The sequence below is a fragment of the Erythrobacter sp. GH1-10 genome, from assembly GCF_045363165.1.
GTDB lineage: Bacteria > Pseudomonadota > Alphaproteobacteria > Sphingomonadales > Sphingomonadaceae > Erythrobacter.
Map to the genome: position 1 here is coordinate 522666 of NZ_JBJFLP010000001.1, position 15687 is coordinate 538352.

Sequence of the window (15687 nt, forward strand, 5' to 3'; positions counted from 1 at the left end):
GGGCCCGGCGACCTGAAACCCGTTACTAGCGTAAATCTACGAAAGTCGCGACTCAACTGCCAAGCTCTGTCGATAAGGGGTTGCTCTTGCCCGCGCTCTGGTCGAACGGGTGTCCATGACCTCCAAAGACCTTGCTCTGGCCAACGCCCTCGCCGATGCCGCCGGTGAAGCCATCCGTCCGCTGTTTCGCGGCGAATGGACAGAAGAGCGCAAGGACGATCGCTCATATGTGACCGAAGCCGACCGCGCGGCAGAGGCGGCGATGCGCGCGCTGATCGAGCAGCGCTTACCCGACGACGGGATTATCGGCGAGGAATACGGCACCCGCAATGAAAGTGCAGGGCGGCAATGGGTGCTCGATCCGATCGACGGCACCACCAGTTTCATTGCCGGTCGCCCGATTTTCGGTACGCTGATCGCGCTGCTGCAGGATGGCTGGCCGGTGCTGGGTGTGATCGACCAGCCGATCGCGCGCGAGCGCTGGGTCGGCAGGATCGGGGAAGGGACGACCTTCAACGGCAAACCTGCCAGCGTGCGACCGCTGAAAGACCTTTCGGATGCCGTGCTGGGCACCACCACCCCGCACCAGTTTGCGGGCGATGATGTCGATGCCTTCATGGGCGTCGCCAAGGCCGTGGCCGAGCGCAAGATCATCTACGGCGGCGATTGCTACAATTATGCGCTCGTCGCCTCCGGCCATGTCGATCTCGTGATCGAAGCCAATCTCAAGCTCCACGATTATGCCGCGCTCGTCCCCGTGGTCGAAGGCGCGGGCGGGATGATGAGCGATTGGCAGGGCAACCCGCTCGACGCCGGTTCGGACGGCCGCGTGATCGCGCTCGGCGACCCTGCGCGGCTCGAGGACGTGCTAGAGGCGATGGGATAACTTCGGAGGCTTGCCGCTCGCGATTCAGCTCGCGTCGGGAGCGCTGCCCGCACCGTTCGAGATCGCGGAAGTCAGCCTTATCGAGCAAAAAGTGACACAGGCCGGACAATTTTCCTTCGATGTCGCTGGCATACAATTAAGCCCAACATTCAATCGCCTAATGCGCCGCGGTCGCCAATTCCGGCGGCGGGATCATTGTTTTAGGGTCTAAATCTTCATGAAGAAACTTATGCTTGCGGTCGCGCTTGGCGCGGTCGTTTCTGCGCCTGCACTCGCCCAGGATGGCGATGAGGGCACCAGCACCGCCCGCGACGGGTTCCGTATCGAAGCGCGCGCAACCTACGAAACTCCGACGATCTCGAGCGTGATCGAGGAAGACGATGTCTACAAGCTCGGCAGCGCCTTCGCCTTCGGCGGTGAAATCGGCTTCGACCTCGCAGTCAGCGACAGCGTCGTCGTCGGACCCTATGGGCAGTACGAGAAGTCGACAGTTGAGAGCACCGAAGACGGCTTCACCGTCCGCACCACCGACTACATCGAAGCGGGTCTGCATGTCGGCGTCGCCACCGGCGGCAACGGCCAGATCTACGGCAAGGTCGGTTACGCGCAGCTCGGTTTCGAAACCGAAGGGCTCGGCCTCGACACGACCGAGGAAGGCTCCGGCATCGGCTTCGCGCTGGGCTACGAGCTGGGCCTCGGCGAGAATCTCTATGCCCGCATCGAAGGCGGCTACGCCGATGTCGGTGAAGTCTACGGCCTCAACTGGCAGCGCCGCCATTTCGGCGTCGCGCTGGGCGGTCGCTTCTGATCGGACCCTCTCCGATTGAACCGAAGGGCGGCGGGGCAAAGCGCTTCGCCGCCCTTTTTCTTTGCCGGTCGCGCGGGGAACCCTGCCGTTCCGCAGCCCGTTGTCCGAGTAAAGAAAGGACAATTCTATGCCTCATTTGAATACCAGCGGGATCACCGACTGGACGCCCGGCGAATTACCCGATCTGGCGGGTAAGCTCTTCGTCATCACCGGCGGAAATTCCGGTATCGGCTTCGAAGCGGCCAAGATCCTCGCGAGGAAAAACGCCGATGTCGTAATTGCGGTTCGCAATGCCGAAAAGGGCAAGCAGGCGCTCGCCAAACTCGTCAATCAGGGTGAAGGGCGCTGCGAAATGCTCGGCCTCGATCTGGCCGACATGGCCTCTATCCGTGCGGCTGCGAAGGAAACGGGCGAGCGCTTCGGCGCCATTTACGGCCTCATAAACAATGCCGGCGTGATGCAAACGCCCAAGCAGAAGACCGCGGACGGCTTCGAGATGCAGCTCGGCACCAACCACCTCGGGCACTTCCTATGGACCGCGCTGATGATGGGCCAGGTCGACGGGCGCGGTGGACGCGTCGTCACCGTGTCCAGCATCATGCACAAGTTCGGCCGGATCGATTTCGATGACCTGATGATGGAGCAAGGATACGACCCCAACCGCTCCTACAACCGCTCCAAGCTCGCAAACCTGCTGTTTGCGCTGGAATTGCATCGCCGGCTGGAAGCGGCGGATTCGAAGATCAAGTCGATCGCGTGTCATCCCGGATATTCGGACACAGCGTTGCAGAGCAAGGTCGGCAATCCGCTGTTCAAGATGGTCTACAAGGTTTCGAACGCCGTATTCGCGCAGCCGGCCGAGCGCGGCGCGTGGCCGACCGCGCTCGCCGCGGCCGACGAACGTGCGGACAGCGGCGGCTATTATGGTCCGACCGGTTTCTTCGACGCGCGCGGACCGGTGGGCGATAGCGACGTCGAGGCGCGTGCGCTCGACGAGGACGTGGCCAAGCGGCTATTCGAAATGAGCGAAGAAATGGTGGGAGAGGAATTGAAACTCTGACCGGGTCGCTGTTCTTCTATGGCGTCCTGCGCGAAGGGCTGGGCGACTGGCCATTCCTTGCGGGGATCGGCCCGGGGCAGTCGGCGACCGCTTCCGGGAGGCTGCATGCGATCGGGACGCCGCAGGGCTGGTATCCGGCGCTGCTGCCCGGCGATGGGCTGATTTACGGGAGTTGCCACGAAGCGGGCGGGGCGGATCTGGCTGCGATGGATGCTTTCGAAGGGGCGGATTACGAGCGGCGGCCCATTGCCGTCGACGTTGGCGGATTAGCGCATCGAGCCGATGCCTATCTCTGGACCGCCGAGCTGCCCGAGGGGGCCGAGCCGATCGCTCACGGCGATTTCGTGCGATGGCTCGAGGAGACCGGGCGCAAGCCGTATGCGGGCGGATGAGCCATCCGAATCGCTTGCATTGAAGCGCAAAATCGCTATGTGCGCTGCCTTCACGACACAGTTTCCGAGTCCGGCCTGGCGACAAGGGCTGCCAGGGCTGGTCCAATGTGTCTCTGAACAAAGGAGATGAAAATGCCCAAGCTTAAGACCAAGAGCGGTGTGAAGAAGCGCTTCAAGATCACCGCAAACGGCAAGGTCAAGCACGGCGTCGCTGGCAAGCGTCACCGCCTGATCAGCCACAATGCGAAGTATATCCGCCAGAACCGCGGCACCACCGTCCTGTCCGACGCGGACACAAAGACGGTGAAGAAATGGGCCCCGTACGGGCTTGATTGATCACGCGGCCTAGCCAGCCCGCTCCCCCGCCCTTCCGCCCGGAACCTACCGGGGGATCATCCGGGTGGAAGGGCGGGGGAGCGGGCCGGAGCAGAATTCTGAAAGGATATACGAAATGCCTCGCATCAAACGCGGCGTGACCACTCGCGCCAAGCACAAGCGGATCCTCGACCAAGCCAAGGGCTATCGCGGTCGCCGCAAGAACACCATCCGCATCGCGCGCCAGGCCGTCGAAAAGGCCGGCCAGTACGCTTACCGCGATCGCAAGGTCAAAAAGCGCAATTTCCGCGCGCTGTGGATCCAGCGCATCAACGCGGCCGTCCGCGCCGAAGGCCTGACCTATTCGCAGTTTATGCACGGCGTGAAGCTTGCTGGTATCGAGCTCGACCGCAAGGTCATGGCCGATCTCGCCATGAACGAGGAAGCGGCATTCAAGTCGATCATCGCCCAGGCGAAAGACGCGCTTCCCGCATAAGTTCGCATCGCCGTGCCGCGGCATCGGCGAGCGCCATCAAAATACTGAAAAAGGGGGCTTCGGCATACGCTGGAGCCCCTTTTTAAGTGCATCCGCGGCTGCGCGCCGCTTGTATGAACCCGCCACAGTTCTTGTATGAACGCGCCAATTCAGGCAAACGCCCTGCATGGCGTCGGGGATAAACATCGGAAAGAGTTCGGGCGAGGACTACCGGGTTCGCAGCCACTTCTACACACCGCCCGAGCAGTTCGACGGCTGTTTCACGACATTCTATCACATGTCGCTGCAGGTCGACGGGGACGGATTCGTGCAGGATTACCTGCAACCCGAATGGGCCAACATCCGGTTTTTCGCAGGAGCCTGCCCCGAGGCCGAGATCGGATCGCACCGCGTTGCGGGGGCCGGCTTCACTGCGACCGGCCCGAGTTCACTGCCCTGCAAATTCGAGCTCGGCGCATCGGAGATGTGGGGCATAGGCTTCCTTCCGCTTGGCTGGGCGCGGTTTATCGAAGCCGATGCGTTCGATCTGGCAAACGGCCTTTGGGACGGGTCGCAGCACCCCGCATTCGCCAAGTTCGACCGCCTATCGCGGGTCTTGTGCGACCCCGAAGCGGCGCGCGAGGACCAGTTGGCAACCATCATCCAGGAGATGGAGAGCCTGATGCGTCCGAACCGCGACGAGCTCAAGATCGTGCGCGTGCACAGGGCTCTGGTCGAGGGGAACTTCCTCGCCGTCGGAGACCTCGCCGATGCCTGCGCGATGAGCATCCGCTCGCTCGAGCGACTGTGTCGCCGTTACTTCGGGTTCACGCCCAAGAAGCTGATGCGACGCCAGCGCTTTACCCGCAGCCTGGCGAGTTACATGCTGCATCGGGGCAGCCGCTGGACCGAAGTGATGGATGGCGATTATCACGACCAGGCGCAATTCACCCGCGAGTTTCACGAGTTCATGACCATGAACCCGAGCGAATACGCGCACCTCGACCATCCGATCCTCGCATCTTTCATCGAAGCGCGTGCGCGGGTGTGGGGCAGCGCCGCTCAGGCGCTGGACAGTCCGTCGCGCGACTAGACCCGGTCCCCCCGATTAGTGTAGCCCCGTGTGATAACGGGCCGCAATCACCAGCAATCGGGAGACTGAATGCACGCCGAAACCGGGAATGCCATTACTATCCGTTTCGCGCTGCCCGCACCGGAACTGCGTCCTTATGTGACGACGTACTACAGGACCGATGCGGTTTGCTCGCCCTCCGAACCCTACATCGAAGACTACCTGCATCCCGAGTGGTCCAATCTCAGGATCCTGTCCGACAGCCTTGGTGAAGCGGCAATCGGCTCCGATCCGCTCCGCCGGAGCCCGGACTTCGCCGTGACTGGCCCGACCAGCCGCTCGACCCGCTTTCGCATCGGTTCCGGGCGCAGTTGGGGCATCGGCCTGCTGCCGCTTGGATGGGCGGCACTGATCGGTGCGCAGGCCTGCGATTATGCGGATCGCTTCGTCGACGGCTTCGAAGATTCTGCCTTCGCCGGATTCCGGTCGCTGGCTCAGACGCTGTCTGTATCGAGCGGCGATTTCGACGAAGAGCTCGCCCTTATCGAAGCGCATATGGGTGAAGTTCTCGAATCCGGTATCGAGACGCATGAAGCTATTGCCGAAGTGAATGCCGCGCTGGTCGATCCCGAGATTGGTAGCGTAGCCGGGCTGGCCGACCGCGTCGGAATGAACGTGCGTTCGCTGGAACGCCTTTCGCTGAGGGCATTCGGCTTTCCGCCAAAAATCTTGCTCAGGCGCCAGCGCTTCCTGCGCAGCCTTGCGCAATTCATGCTCGACCCTTCCATGAAGTGGCTGAAAACGCTCGATTACCAGTATCATGATCAGGCCCACTTCGTGCGCGACTTCCAACGCTTTATGGGTATGAGCCCGAGCGAATACGCCAGGCTGGACAAGCCGATCCTGATCGCTGCGGCACGCGCCCGGATGGAGATCGCGGGTGAGGCGGTGCAAGGGCTCCATCGCCCGAGCGCTGCCAATTAGCCGCGGGGCGCGAGAAAATCCCGCCAACAAGGCATTGGCACTTTGCCTTGCCAGCCATTTGACGCTAGCGGACCCGCTCAATCGATTGAGCTGACAATGACCGAATTGACATCACAGAAACAGGCGGCGCTGGCCGCCATTGCCGATGCCGCCACGCTCGACGCGCTCGAGGAACAGCGGGTCGCGGCGCTCGGCAAGAAAGGCTGGGTGAGCCTTGCGCTGAAGACGCTCGGGGGAATGAGCCCCGAAGAACGGCAAGAGGCCGCGCCGGCCATCCAGGCCGTGCGCGCCGAAATCGCCGATGCGATCGAGGCGAAGAAGGCGGCGCTGGAAGCGGCCGCTCTCGAAGCGCAGCTGGCGAGCGAGACGATCGACCTGACGTTGCCCGCGCCCGCCGCGCCGAAAGGCTCGGTCCATCCGGTGAGCCAGGTGATGGACGAACTGGCGGAGATCTTCGCCGACCTCGGCTTCACCGTCGCCACCGGTCCCGAGATCGAAGACGACTGGCACAACTTCACTGCGCTCAACATGGACGAAAGCCATCCCGCGCGTGCGATGCATGATACCTTCTATTTCCCGGACGCCGCCCCCGATGGCGGTCAGATGCTGCTGCGCACGCACACCTCGCCGGTGCAGATCCGCTCGATGCAGGCGATCGCCAAGGCCAATCCCGGCGGCGCCCCGATGCGGCTGATCGCGCCAGGCCGCGTTTACCGTTCGGACAGCGACGCGACCCACACGCCGATGTTCCACCAGGTCGAAGGCCTCGTGATCGATCGCGATATCCATCTCGGCCACCTCAAGTGGACGCTCGAGACCTTCCTCAAGGCGTTCTTCGAGCGCGACGACATCGTCCTGCGCCTGCGCCCGTCCTACTTCCCGTTCACCGAACCGAGCGTGGAGGCCGATGTCGGCTACTCCAACGAGAACGGGCGGCGCGTGGTCGGCGGGAACGGCGACGATCCGGGCTATGAATGGATGGAGCTGCTGGGCAGCGGGATGGTGAACCGCCGCGTGCTCGAAATGGGCGGGTTCGATCCCGATCAGTGGCAGGGCTTTGCCTGGGGTCTCGGCGTAGACCGGCTCGCCATGCTCAAATACGGCATGAACGATCTGCGCGCCTTCTTCGACGGCGATCCGCGCTGGCTTTCGCATTACGGATTCGCGGCGGTCGACCAGCCAACGCTTTCCGCCGGTGTGGGAGCGGGCGCATGAAGTTTTCGATCACCTGGCTCAAGGACCATCTCGAAACCGATGCGTCGCTCGCGGAGATCCTCGAAGCGCTGACTGCGATCGGGCTCGAAGTCGAAGGCGTCGAAGACCCGGCGGAAAAGCTCGCAGGCTTCACCGTCGCCAAGGTGCTGACCGCCGAAAAGCATCCCGATGCCGACAAGTTGCAGGTGCTCACGGTCGACACCGGCGAGGGCGATCCGCTGCAGGTCGTGTGCGGCGCGCCCAATGCGCGTGCGGGGATGAAGGGCGTGCTCGGACAGCCCGGCGCGGTCGTCCCGTCGAACGGCATGGAATTGCGCAAGAGCGCGATCCGCGGGGTCGAATCGAACGGTATGATGTGCTCGGTGCGCGAGCTCGAACTGGGCGAAGAACACGACGGCATCATCGAATTGCCCGAGGATGCGCCGGTCGGCCACTCGTTCGCCGATTATCACGGTTCTTCGCCGGTCATCGACGTTGCGATCACGCCCAACCGCCCCGATTGCATGGGCGTGTACGGGATCGCGCGCGACCTTGCGGCGAAAGGTCTCGGTACGCTGAAGCCGATCGCCTTCCCCGAGTTCACCGCAGAGGGCGCATGCCCGGTCGAAATCCGCACCGACGATCCCGAAGGCTGCCCGGCGTTCTATGGCCGCGTGGTGAAGGGTGTGACAAACGGCCCGTCGCCCGACTGGCTGCAACAGCGGCTGAAGAGCGCGGGCCAGCGCCCGATCTCGCTGCTGGTCGACCTCACCAACTATTTGATGCTGGCCTATGGCCGTCCGGCGCACGCCTATGACATGGCGAAGCTGCACGGCGCCGTGGTCGCGCGGCGCGCCGAGGATGGCGAGCAGGTGCTGGCGCTCAACGAGAAGACCTACACGCTCGACGAGACCATGACGGTGATCGCGGACGAGAAGGAAGTCCACGACATCGCCGGGATCATGGGCGGCGAGAATTCGGGCGTGCAGGAGGATACGACCGATGTGCTGCTCGAAATCGCCTATTTCAATCCGGCGCGCATAGGCGTGACCGGGCGCAAGCTCGGCCTTGCTTCGGATGCGCGCACGCGGTTCGAGCGCGGGGTCGATCCGGCGTGGCTGCAGGAAGGGCTCGATCTTCTCACCGGGCTGATCGTCGAACTGGCGGGCGGACAGGCGAGCGAAGCGGTGCAGGCCGGTTCGCCGCCGAGCGAGCCCAAGGTCGTGCAATTCGATCCGGCCCGCACCGCGAAGCTGGGCGGTGTCGATGTGCCGGAAGACGAACAGCGCCGCATCCTCGAAAGCCTCGGCTTCGAAGTAGCCGACCCCGGATCAAGTCCGGGGCAGGCTTGGCAGGTCACCTGCCCGCTGCGCCGCCACGATATCGAAGGGCCGGCGGACCTCGTCGAGGAAGTCGTGCGCATCCATGGTCTCGACACAGTTGCCAGCACCGCGCTTCCGCGCGCCGAGGGCGTCGCCAAACCCACTGCGACGCCCGAGCAGGTGGTGGAACGCAAGCTGCGCCGCGCGGCAGCGGCAAGCGGCCTCAACGAGGCGATCACGTGGTCATTCCTCCCCGAGAGTGAAGCCTCTCATTTCACTGCCACGGACGATCTGTGGAAGCTCGCCAACCCGATCAGCGAGGACATGAAGGTCATGCGCCCCTCGCTGATCCCGGGTCTGCTGATGGCGGCGCGCGAGGCGGCCAAACGCGGCAGCGCCTCTTCGCGGCTATTCGAAATCGGGCGTCGCTACTTCCGCGGTCCAGACGGGCTGAGCGACGAGCGACCGACGCTCGGCGTGCTGCTCGCCGGTGAGAAGGTCGAGCGCGGCTGGGCTACCGGCAAGGCGCAGATGTTCGATGCCTACGATGCCAAGGCGGCTGCAATCGAGCTGCTCGAAGCCGCCGGAGCACCTGTCGCTAACCTCGTGGTGATGGGCGAGGCAGGGGCACAGTTCCACCCTGGCCAGTCGGCGACGCTGCGGCTCGGGCCGAAGAACGTGCTGGCGCGCTTCGGCATGCTGCATCCGGCAACGCTCAAGGCGTTCGATATCGATGGCCCGGTCGTGGCGGTAGAGATCTTCCTCGACGCGCTGCCGAAGAAGAAGGCGGCAAGCGGCCCGCCGAGCTTCGCCCGCCCGACATATTCGCCGCCCGCGCTGCAATCGGTGACGCGCGATTTCGCCTTCCTCGTCCCCGCCGACCTCGCCGCTGCAGACCTCGTGCGCGCGGTCAAGGGTGCGGCGCGTGATCTCTCTTGGGCGAACATCGTCGACGCGCGCGTGTTCGACGTCTTCGCCGGACAGGGCGTGCCCGAGGGCAAGAAATCGGTCGCGGTCGAAGTGACGCTCCAGCCGCAGGACAAGAGCTACAAGGACGCCGATCTCAAGGCGATTTCGGAAGCGATCGTCGCAAGCGCCGCCAAGCAGGGAGCGGAGCTGCGCGGTTGATTCAGGTTTGCCGGAACGACGGAGTCGAGCTCCACCTTGAAGAGTTCGGCGAGCCGCTGCGCCCCCTGATCATTCTGATTTCGGGCGCAGGCGCACCTGCCGAATTCTGGCCGCGCGATTTCTGCGACGGGCTGGCCGGCAAGGGCTTCCGCGTGGTTCGCTTTTGGCACCGGGACACCGGGATTTCGACGCATTTCGACGCACCCTATTCCATTGACGCTCTGATCGGCGATGTGCTTGCGCTGCAAGCGGAGCTCGGTGCCGGGAAGGCCCACCTGGTCGGCCATTCGATGGGCGGGTACATCGTCCAGATGATGGCATGCCGGTATCCGCACCGAATGCTGGGTAGTGTAGCGATGGCCACAGGTCCGGTGCATTCGGAAGACGGGAAGCAGCGATTGGAATTGTCTTCCCCCGATGCAAGTCTGTGGCCCAAGCTGCTCGCCAACCAGCCGAAAGGCGATTTCGAAAGCGATCTCGCTGGCTGGCTGACAAGCTGGAACCTGCTAAACGGCGCGATCGAAATCGAAGAGAACCTGGCGGTTGGGTACACGCGTGCGCTTTATGATGGGCCTGCGTCCAACCATCAGGTCGCGGACAACCACATCCATGCGGTTTCTACGGTTCCAGACAGCCTCGCACACGAGCTTACCGAATGCGACGTGCCCCTGCTGTTCCTGACCGGCGAGTACGACCCTCTTGTCCCGCCAGACCACGGTCGCAAATCGGCGGGGCTATCGCTTGCCGGGCAATTCCGCATCCTGCCGCAAGCGGGGCACATGTATTTCAATCGCGCAACCTGGGACCATATCCTGCAGGAAGTCTCCCACCATTGCGCCGTCGCCGACCGGCGACAGGAACCCATACGACCATGACATCCAATCGCCGCACCTTCGCGATCATTTCGCACCCCGACGCGGGCAAGACCACGCTTACCGAAAAGCTGCTGCTCCAAGGCGGCGCGATCCACCTTGCCGGCGAGGTCAAGGCGCGCGGGCAGGCGCGGCGCGCGCGCTCGGACTGGATGAAGATCGAGCAGCAGCGCGGCATTTCGGTCACCTCCTCGGTGATGACCTTCGAGAAGGAGTATGACGGTGAGCCCATCACCTTCAACCTGCTCGACACGCCTGGGCACGAGGACTTTTCCGAAGACACCTACCGGACGCTGACCGCGGTCGATTCGGCGATCATGGTGATCGACGCCGCGAAGGGCATCGAGCCGCAAACCCGCAAGCTGTTCGAGGTCTGCCGGTTGCGCAGCGTGCCGATCATCACTTTCGTCAACAAGGTCGACCGCGAAGGCCGCCCGGTGTTCGAACTGCTCGACGAGATCGCCGACATGCTCGCGCTCGACGTATCGCCGCAGATGTACCCCGTCGGCATGGGCGGGCAGTTCCAGGGCATCCTCGATTTCGCCAGCGGCGAGGTCGCCGTGCCCGAAGGCGGCAGCAAGGAATTCCTCGGCACGAGGCTGAGCGATTTCGACCTGCCCGACGAAATCGCTGAGAACGTCGAGCTCTCGCAGATCGGCTATCCGGAATTCGACCTCGAAGCGTACCGCAATGGCGACATGACGCCGGTCTATTTCGGATCGGCGCTCAAGAATTTCGGGGTCGAGGAACTGATCGACGCGATCGCCAAGTTCGCGCCGCCGCCGCGCCCGCAGCCGGCGGGCGAAGAGCAGATCAGCCCCGAGCGCGACGAGGTCACCGGCTTCATCTTCAAGGTGCAGGCCAATATGGACCCCAACCACCGCGACCGGATCGCCTTCATGCGGCAGGTTTCGGGCACCTTCAAACGCGGGATGAAGCTGACGCCCTCGGGCCTCGGCAAGCCGATCGCGATCCATTCCCCGATCCTGTTCTTCGCGCAGGACCGCGAAATCGCCGACACGGCGCAAGCGGGCGACATCATCGGCATTCCCAATCACGGCACCTTGCGGGTCGGGGATACGCTGAGCGAGAAGGACAAGGTGCGCTTCTCCGGCCTGCCGAATTTCGCGCCCGAGATCCTGCGCCGCGTCCAGCTCAAGGACCCGACCAAGACCAAACAGTTGAGGAAAGCGCTCGACGATCTTTCCGAAGAGGGCGTGATCCAGGTGTTCTATCCCGAGATCGGCGCGCAGCACATCGTCGGGGTCGTCGGCCAGCTCCAGCTCGACGTGCTGATCGCCCGGCTCGAGGCCGAGTACAAGGTCGAGGCGGCGCTCGAAGCCTCGCCTTTCGCCACCGCGCGCTGGCTCAAGGGCGAGGCGAAAGCTTTGGACGAGTTCGAGAGCTTCAACCGCGCCAATCTCGCGCGCGACCGCGACGGCGACCTCGTCTTCATGGCCAAGAGCCCATGGGACGTGAACTACCAGGTCGAAAAGAACCCCGAGCTGACCTTTTCGGCGACCAAGGAGCGCTGAGGTTCTGAATCCGCTCGTGCTGAGCTTGTCGAAGCACTGCACTTCTTCAATCCCACCTTCCCCAAGAAGAAGGACAGCCCTTCGACAAGCTCAGGGCGAGCGGGATTGAGTATTATCCTTGTCGCCGCAGAAATCGCACGGCATGGGAGCGGCATGAACGGTACAGGCCCTACCTCGCAGTCATTCATCTCGCAGCGCCTCAAGCTCAATTACGAAGATTGGGGCGGGCCCGGAGACAAAGACAGCAAGCCCCCGCTGGTGCTTGTCCATGGCGGACGCGACCACGCACGCAGCTGGGACTGGACCGCCGAGGCCTTGCGCGACGAGTATCATGTCATCGCGATGGATCACCGCGGGCATGGCGACAGCGACTGGGTCTCCGACGGCAATTATTCCGCCGGAGACATGGTTTACGATCTCGCGCAGCTGATCCACCAGTTGGGCGTCGGACCGGTGCGAATGGTGGCGCATTCGATGGGCGGGAATGTCGCACTGCGCTACGCCGGCATGTTCCCCGAGATGGTCACCAAGCTGGTGGCGATCGAGGGACTCGGCCCGTCGCCCGAATGGAAGGAAAAGCAACGCGCCACGCCCTATCCCGAGCGGATGCGCGAATGGATCGAGAAGAAGCGCGCCGCGGCTGGCCGGTCCCCGCGCAAATACGACAGCATCGAGGCTGCGTTCGCGCGGATGATCGAGGAAAACTCCTACCTCACCGAGGAACAGGCGCGGCATCTCACGGTCCACGGCGTCAACCGCAACGAGGATGGAACCTACAGCTGGAAGTTCGACCCGCACCTCAACGTCTGGGGCGTCGAAGACGTTGCCGACGAATTTATGGAGGCGACCTGGGCCGCGATCGAGTGCCCCACGCTGCTGCTCTACGGCGCCGACAGCTGGGCCTCGAACCCGGAAAAGGACGGGCGGATCGAACACTTCAAGACCGCCAAGGTGATCGAGTTCGACAAGGCCGGGCACTGGCTCCACCATGACCAGTTCGACAGGTTCATCGGAGTCCTCCGCGACTTCCTCTAGTTATACGGAGACACGACATGGCTGATTTCTTCGACGTGCTCGAGCCCAAGCATGTGGCGATGATCGAGAAGCAGCCGGTGTTCTTCGTCGCCACCGCCGCCGCCGATGGCCGCATCAATCTCAGCCCCAAGGGCTACGACGCATTCCGCGTGATCTCTCCCACGCGGGTTGCCTATCTCGATCTCGCCGGATCGGGCAACGAGACCCACGCGCATGTGACCGCGGATCAGGCGGACAAGGGCCGGATCACGCTGATGTTCTGCAATTTCGATCGGCCTGCGCTCATTTTGCGGATCTATGGCAAGGCCACGCCAGTGCTTCCTCAAGATGAAGCTTGGGAACGGCTGGCCGACCACTTCACCATGCTCCCCGGCACGCGGCAAATCTTCGACATTACGGTCGAAAGCGTACAGACCTCTTGCGGCTGGGGTGTGCCCTTCATGAGTTTCGAGGCGGAGCGCGAGACATTGAAGAAGGCACATCGCCAGATGGAGCCCGACGCGTGGACCACCAAGGTGGCCGGTCGGACGCAGAGCATCGACGGCCTGCCGACCCGCGCGACCGATCGTTATATTGCCGGCGCCGATTGACGCACGAAATGTGCAAGCGGGGCGCCTCAAGGGCACTAATTCAGCAGTCATTGCCTAAAAAGTAACCAGAAGGTTAAAAACTAGGCATCCAGTTTTGTGCAGGTGCGAAGGAATCGGTTGATTCCGTTGCGTCAAGTCTTTCCGTCGATTCTGGCACGGCTCTTGCTGCTCTGTGCTTACCGGGATGTGCCCGGTGAGCCAAAGGGGGCACGGATGAAGTTCATCATCGCCATCATAAAACCGTTCAAGCTCGATGAGGTCCGCGAAGCGCTGGGCGCCATCGGGGTCGCCGGAATGACCGTTTCCGAGGTCAAGGGTTTCGGGCGCCAAAAGGGCCAGACCGAAATCTATCGCGGCGCGGAATACTCCACCAACATGCTGCCGAAAGTGAAGCTCGAGATCGCCGCGAGCGACGATATCGCCGCGCAGGTCGTCGAAACGATCCAGCAGACCGCCAACACCGAAGCGATCGGCGACGGCAAGATCTTCGTGCTCGACCTCGCATCGGCAACCCGCATTCGCACCGGCGAAAGCGGCGAAACCGCACTCTAATAGGGGACAGACATCATGAAACGTACTTTCCTGACATGTGCTGCCCTGACGGCTGGCGCTGCGCTGATCGCAGGGCCCGCCATGGCAGCTCCGGTGGCCGAGGCAGCCGAAGTGGTCGAAGCCGTTGCGGAAACTGCAGCACCTGCGGCCGACGCCGTCAGCGGCGGCACCGCCTATATCTTCAATACCCTGCTGTTCCTGATCGGCGGATTCCTGGTGATGTGGATGGCGGCCGGTTTCGCCATGCTCGAGGCCGGGCTGGTCCGTTCAAAGAACACGTCCACACAGTGCCTCAAGAATATCGGCCTCTATTCGATCGCCGGCCTGATGTTCTGGGTGATCGGCTACAACATCGCCTATCCGGGCGATTTCAACGGCTATATCGGCGGATTTTCCGGTATCTACGGAATGCAGCCGGTCGGCGAAGCCGATCTCGAAACGGGCTACTCGGTCGCGTCCGACTGGTTCTTCCAGATGGTCTTCTGCGCCACCACCGCTTCGATCGTGTCGGGCACCGTGGCCGAGCGGGTGAAGATCGTTCCGTTCTTCATCTTCGTCACCGTGCTGACCGGCATCATCTATCCGGTTGTCGTCAGCTGGGAATGGGGCGCAGGCTTCCTCGATGGCATGGGCTTCAGCGATTTCGCAGGCTCGACGCTGGTGCACTCGACCGGCGGCTGGGCTGCCCTGGTCGGTGCTCTCATCATCGGCTCGCGTCTCGGACGGTATGGCGCCGACGGCAAGGTCAACGTCTTCCCGGGTTCGAACATCCCGCTGGCGACGCTCGGCACCTTCATCCTGTGGCTCGGCTGGTTCGGGTTCAACGGCGCATCGCAGCTGGCGATGGGCACCGTTGGCGATGTTTCCGACGTCTCGAAGATCTTCGTCAACACCAACATGGCCGCAGCCGGCGGTGTGGTTACGGCGATCGTCCTCACCCAGCTTCGCTACAAGAAGGCTGACGTCACCATGGCGCTCAATGGCGCGCTGGCCGGCCTTGTGTCGATCACCGCAGAGCCACTGGCACCGTCGGTCGGCGCATCGATCGTGATCGGCGCCATCGGCGGAGCGATCGTGGTCTTCACCGTACCACTGCTCGACAAGCTCAAGATCGACGACGTTGTCGGTGCTATCCCGGTCCACCTGTTCGCAGGAATCTGGGGCACCCTCGTGGTCGCCTACAGCACCCAGTCGGAAGTGGATGGCGTCCAGCTGACCGTCATGCAGCAGCTCGGTGTGCAGGCTTACGGCGTCGTAGCGACAGCCGTTTGGGTCTGCGCAGCCTCGGCAATCGTCTGGCTGGCCCTCAAATACACCATCGGTGTCCGGCCTTCGGAAGAAGACGAGACCGCCGGGCTCGACCACGCCGAAATCGGGGTGGAAGCCTATCCGGAATTCGCTCGGACCACCTGAGCGTAACCAGTTTGGCGGGGGAGGAACTCTCTCCTCTCCCTTCTCCCCCGCCTC

The 15687-nt window shown here is 63.1% G+C and carries 16 protein-coding genes; all 16 read left to right on the forward strand.

Going from position 1 to position 15687, the window contains the following annotated elements; translation table 11 throughout:
• Positions 1-115: 115 nt before the first annotated feature.
• The gene (gene hisN / locus ACI5KX_RS02635) at positions 116-886 is read left to right on the forward strand and encodes a histidinol-phosphatase (protein ID WP_406809125.1); all 771 of its coding nucleotides are present in this window, start codon (positions 116-118) and stop codon (positions 884-886) included.
• A gap of 217 nt (positions 887-1103) precedes the next feature.
• The gene (locus ACI5KX_RS02640) at positions 1104-1694 is read left to right on the forward strand and encodes an outer membrane beta-barrel protein (RefSeq protein ID WP_406809126.1); all 591 of its coding nucleotides are present in this window, start codon (positions 1104-1106) and stop codon (positions 1692-1694) included.
• A 127-nt stretch (positions 1695-1821) separates the two neighbouring features.
• Positions 1822-2754 carry an oxidoreductase gene (locus ACI5KX_RS02645; protein WP_406809127.1) on the forward strand — a complete coding sequence of 311 codons (933 nt, stop codon included), beginning with the start codon at positions 1822-1824 and terminating at the stop codon, positions 2752-2754.
• A gap of 8 nt (positions 2755-2762) precedes the next feature.
• Complete coding sequence (locus ACI5KX_RS02650; RefSeq protein WP_406811306.1) at positions 2763-3146, forward strand: gamma-glutamylcyclotransferase; 384 nt, start codon at positions 2763-2765, stop codon at positions 3144-3146.
• 132 nt (positions 3147-3278) lie between these two features.
• The gene (gene rpmI / locus ACI5KX_RS02655; RefSeq protein WP_406809128.1) at positions 3279-3482 is read left to right on the forward strand and encodes a 50S ribosomal protein L35; all 204 of its coding nucleotides are present in this window, start codon (positions 3279-3281) and stop codon (positions 3480-3482) included.
• Positions 3483-3597: 115 nt separating this feature from the next.
• The gene (gene rplT / locus ACI5KX_RS02660) at positions 3598-3957 is read left to right on the forward strand and encodes a 50S ribosomal protein L20 (protein WP_406809129.1); all 360 of its coding nucleotides are present in this window, start codon (positions 3598-3600) and stop codon (positions 3955-3957) included.
• 166 nt (positions 3958-4123) lie between these two features.
• Entirely contained in the window at positions 4124-5029 is a 906-nt protein-coding gene (locus tag ACI5KX_RS02665; RefSeq protein WP_406809130.1) for a helix-turn-helix domain-containing protein, read from the forward strand.
• Positions 5030-5098: 69 nt separating this feature from the next.
• Positions 5099-5992, forward strand: a complete 894-nt coding sequence (locus ACI5KX_RS02670) for a helix-turn-helix domain-containing protein (protein WP_406809131.1) — start codon at positions 5099-5101, stop codon at positions 5990-5992.
• A 96-nt stretch (positions 5993-6088) separates the two neighbouring features.
• Positions 6089-7207, forward strand: coding sequence for a phenylalanine--tRNA ligase subunit alpha (pheS, locus tag ACI5KX_RS02675; RefSeq protein WP_406809132.1), 1119 nt, complete (start codon positions 6089-6091; stop codon positions 7205-7207).
• Entirely contained in the window at positions 7204-9636 is a 2433-nt protein-coding gene (gene pheT, locus ACI5KX_RS02680) for a phenylalanine--tRNA ligase subunit beta (RefSeq protein ID WP_406809133.1), read from the forward strand. The genes pheS and pheT overlap by 4 nt, the downstream gene beginning before the upstream one ends.
• Positions 9633-10511, forward strand: coding sequence for an alpha/beta fold hydrolase (locus ACI5KX_RS02685; protein WP_406809134.1), 879 nt, complete (start codon positions 9633-9635; stop codon positions 10509-10511). Before pheT ends, ACI5KX_RS02685 begins: the two co-directional genes overlap by 4 nt.
• Positions 10508-12043, forward strand: a complete 1536-nt coding sequence (locus ACI5KX_RS02690; protein WP_406809135.1) for a peptide chain release factor 3 — start codon at positions 10508-10510, stop codon at positions 12041-12043. Before ACI5KX_RS02685 ends, ACI5KX_RS02690 begins: the two co-directional genes overlap by 4 nt.
• Before the next feature lie 153 nt (positions 12044-12196).
• Positions 12197-13078: an alpha/beta fold hydrolase gene (locus ACI5KX_RS02695; RefSeq protein WP_406809136.1), complete on the forward strand. Its 882-nt coding sequence runs from the start codon at positions 12197-12199 to the stop codon at positions 13076-13078.
• Positions 13079-13095: 17 nt separating this feature from the next.
• Entirely contained in the window at positions 13096-13668 is a 573-nt protein-coding gene (locus ACI5KX_RS02700) for a pyridoxamine 5'-phosphate oxidase family protein (protein WP_406809137.1), read from the forward strand.
• 213 nt (positions 13669-13881) lie between these two features.
• A complete protein-coding gene (locus tag ACI5KX_RS02705; protein WP_034955711.1) occupies positions 13882-14220 on the forward strand; it encodes a P-II family nitrogen regulator in 339 nt (112 codons plus the stop codon).
• A 15-nt stretch (positions 14221-14235) separates the two neighbouring features.
• A complete protein-coding gene (amt, locus tag ACI5KX_RS02710) occupies positions 14236-15633 on the forward strand; it encodes an ammonium transporter (protein WP_406809138.1) in 1398 nt (465 codons plus the stop codon).
• The last annotated feature ends 54 nt before the right edge of the window (positions 15634-15687 follow it).

What these genes read in the sequence shown, in the direction of transcription:
- hisN (WP_406809125.1), top strand. Translation starts at nt 116, where the DNA reads ATGACCTCCAAAGACCTTGCTCTGGCCAACGCCCTCGCCGATGCCGCC.
- ACI5KX_RS02640 (WP_406809126.1), top strand. Translation starts at nt 1,104, where the DNA reads ATGAAGAAACTTATGCTTGCGGTCGCGCTTGGCGCGGTCGTTTCTGCG.
- ACI5KX_RS02645 (WP_406809127.1), top strand. Translation starts at nt 1,822, where the DNA reads ATGCCTCATTTGAATACCAGCGGGATCACCGACTGGACGCCCGGCGAA.
- rpmI (WP_406809128.1), top strand. Translation starts at nt 3,279, where the DNA reads ATGCCCAAGCTTAAGACCAAGAGCGGTGTGAAGAAGCGCTTCAAGATC.
- rplT (WP_406809129.1), top strand. Translation starts at nt 3,598, where the DNA reads ATGCCTCGCATCAAACGCGGCGTGACCACTCGCGCCAAGCACAAGCGG.
- ACI5KX_RS02665 (WP_406809130.1), top strand. Translation starts at nt 4,124, where the DNA reads ATGGCGTCGGGGATAAACATCGGAAAGAGTTCGGGCGAGGACTACCGG.
- ACI5KX_RS02670 (WP_406809131.1), top strand. Translation starts at nt 5,099, where the DNA reads ATGCACGCCGAAACCGGGAATGCCATTACTATCCGTTTCGCGCTGCCC.
- pheS (WP_406809132.1), top strand. Translation starts at nt 6,089, where the DNA reads ATGACCGAATTGACATCACAGAAACAGGCGGCGCTGGCCGCCATTGCC.
- pheT (WP_406809133.1), top strand. Translation starts at nt 7,204, where the DNA reads ATGAAGTTTTCGATCACCTGGCTCAAGGACCATCTCGAAACCGATGCG.
- ACI5KX_RS02690 (WP_406809135.1), top strand. Translation starts at nt 10,508, where the DNA reads ATGACATCCAATCGCCGCACCTTCGCGATCATTTCGCACCCCGACGCG.
- ACI5KX_RS02695 (WP_406809136.1), top strand. Translation starts at nt 12,197, where the DNA reads ATGAACGGTACAGGCCCTACCTCGCAGTCATTCATCTCGCAGCGCCTC.
- ACI5KX_RS02700 (WP_406809137.1), top strand. Translation starts at nt 13,096, where the DNA reads ATGGCTGATTTCTTCGACGTGCTCGAGCCCAAGCATGTGGCGATGATC.
- ACI5KX_RS02705 (WP_034955711.1), top strand. Translation starts at nt 13,882, where the DNA reads ATGAAGTTCATCATCGCCATCATAAAACCGTTCAAGCTCGATGAGGTC.
- amt (WP_406809138.1), top strand. Translation starts at nt 14,236, where the DNA reads ATGAAACGTACTTTCCTGACATGTGCTGCCCTGACGGCTGGCGCTGCG.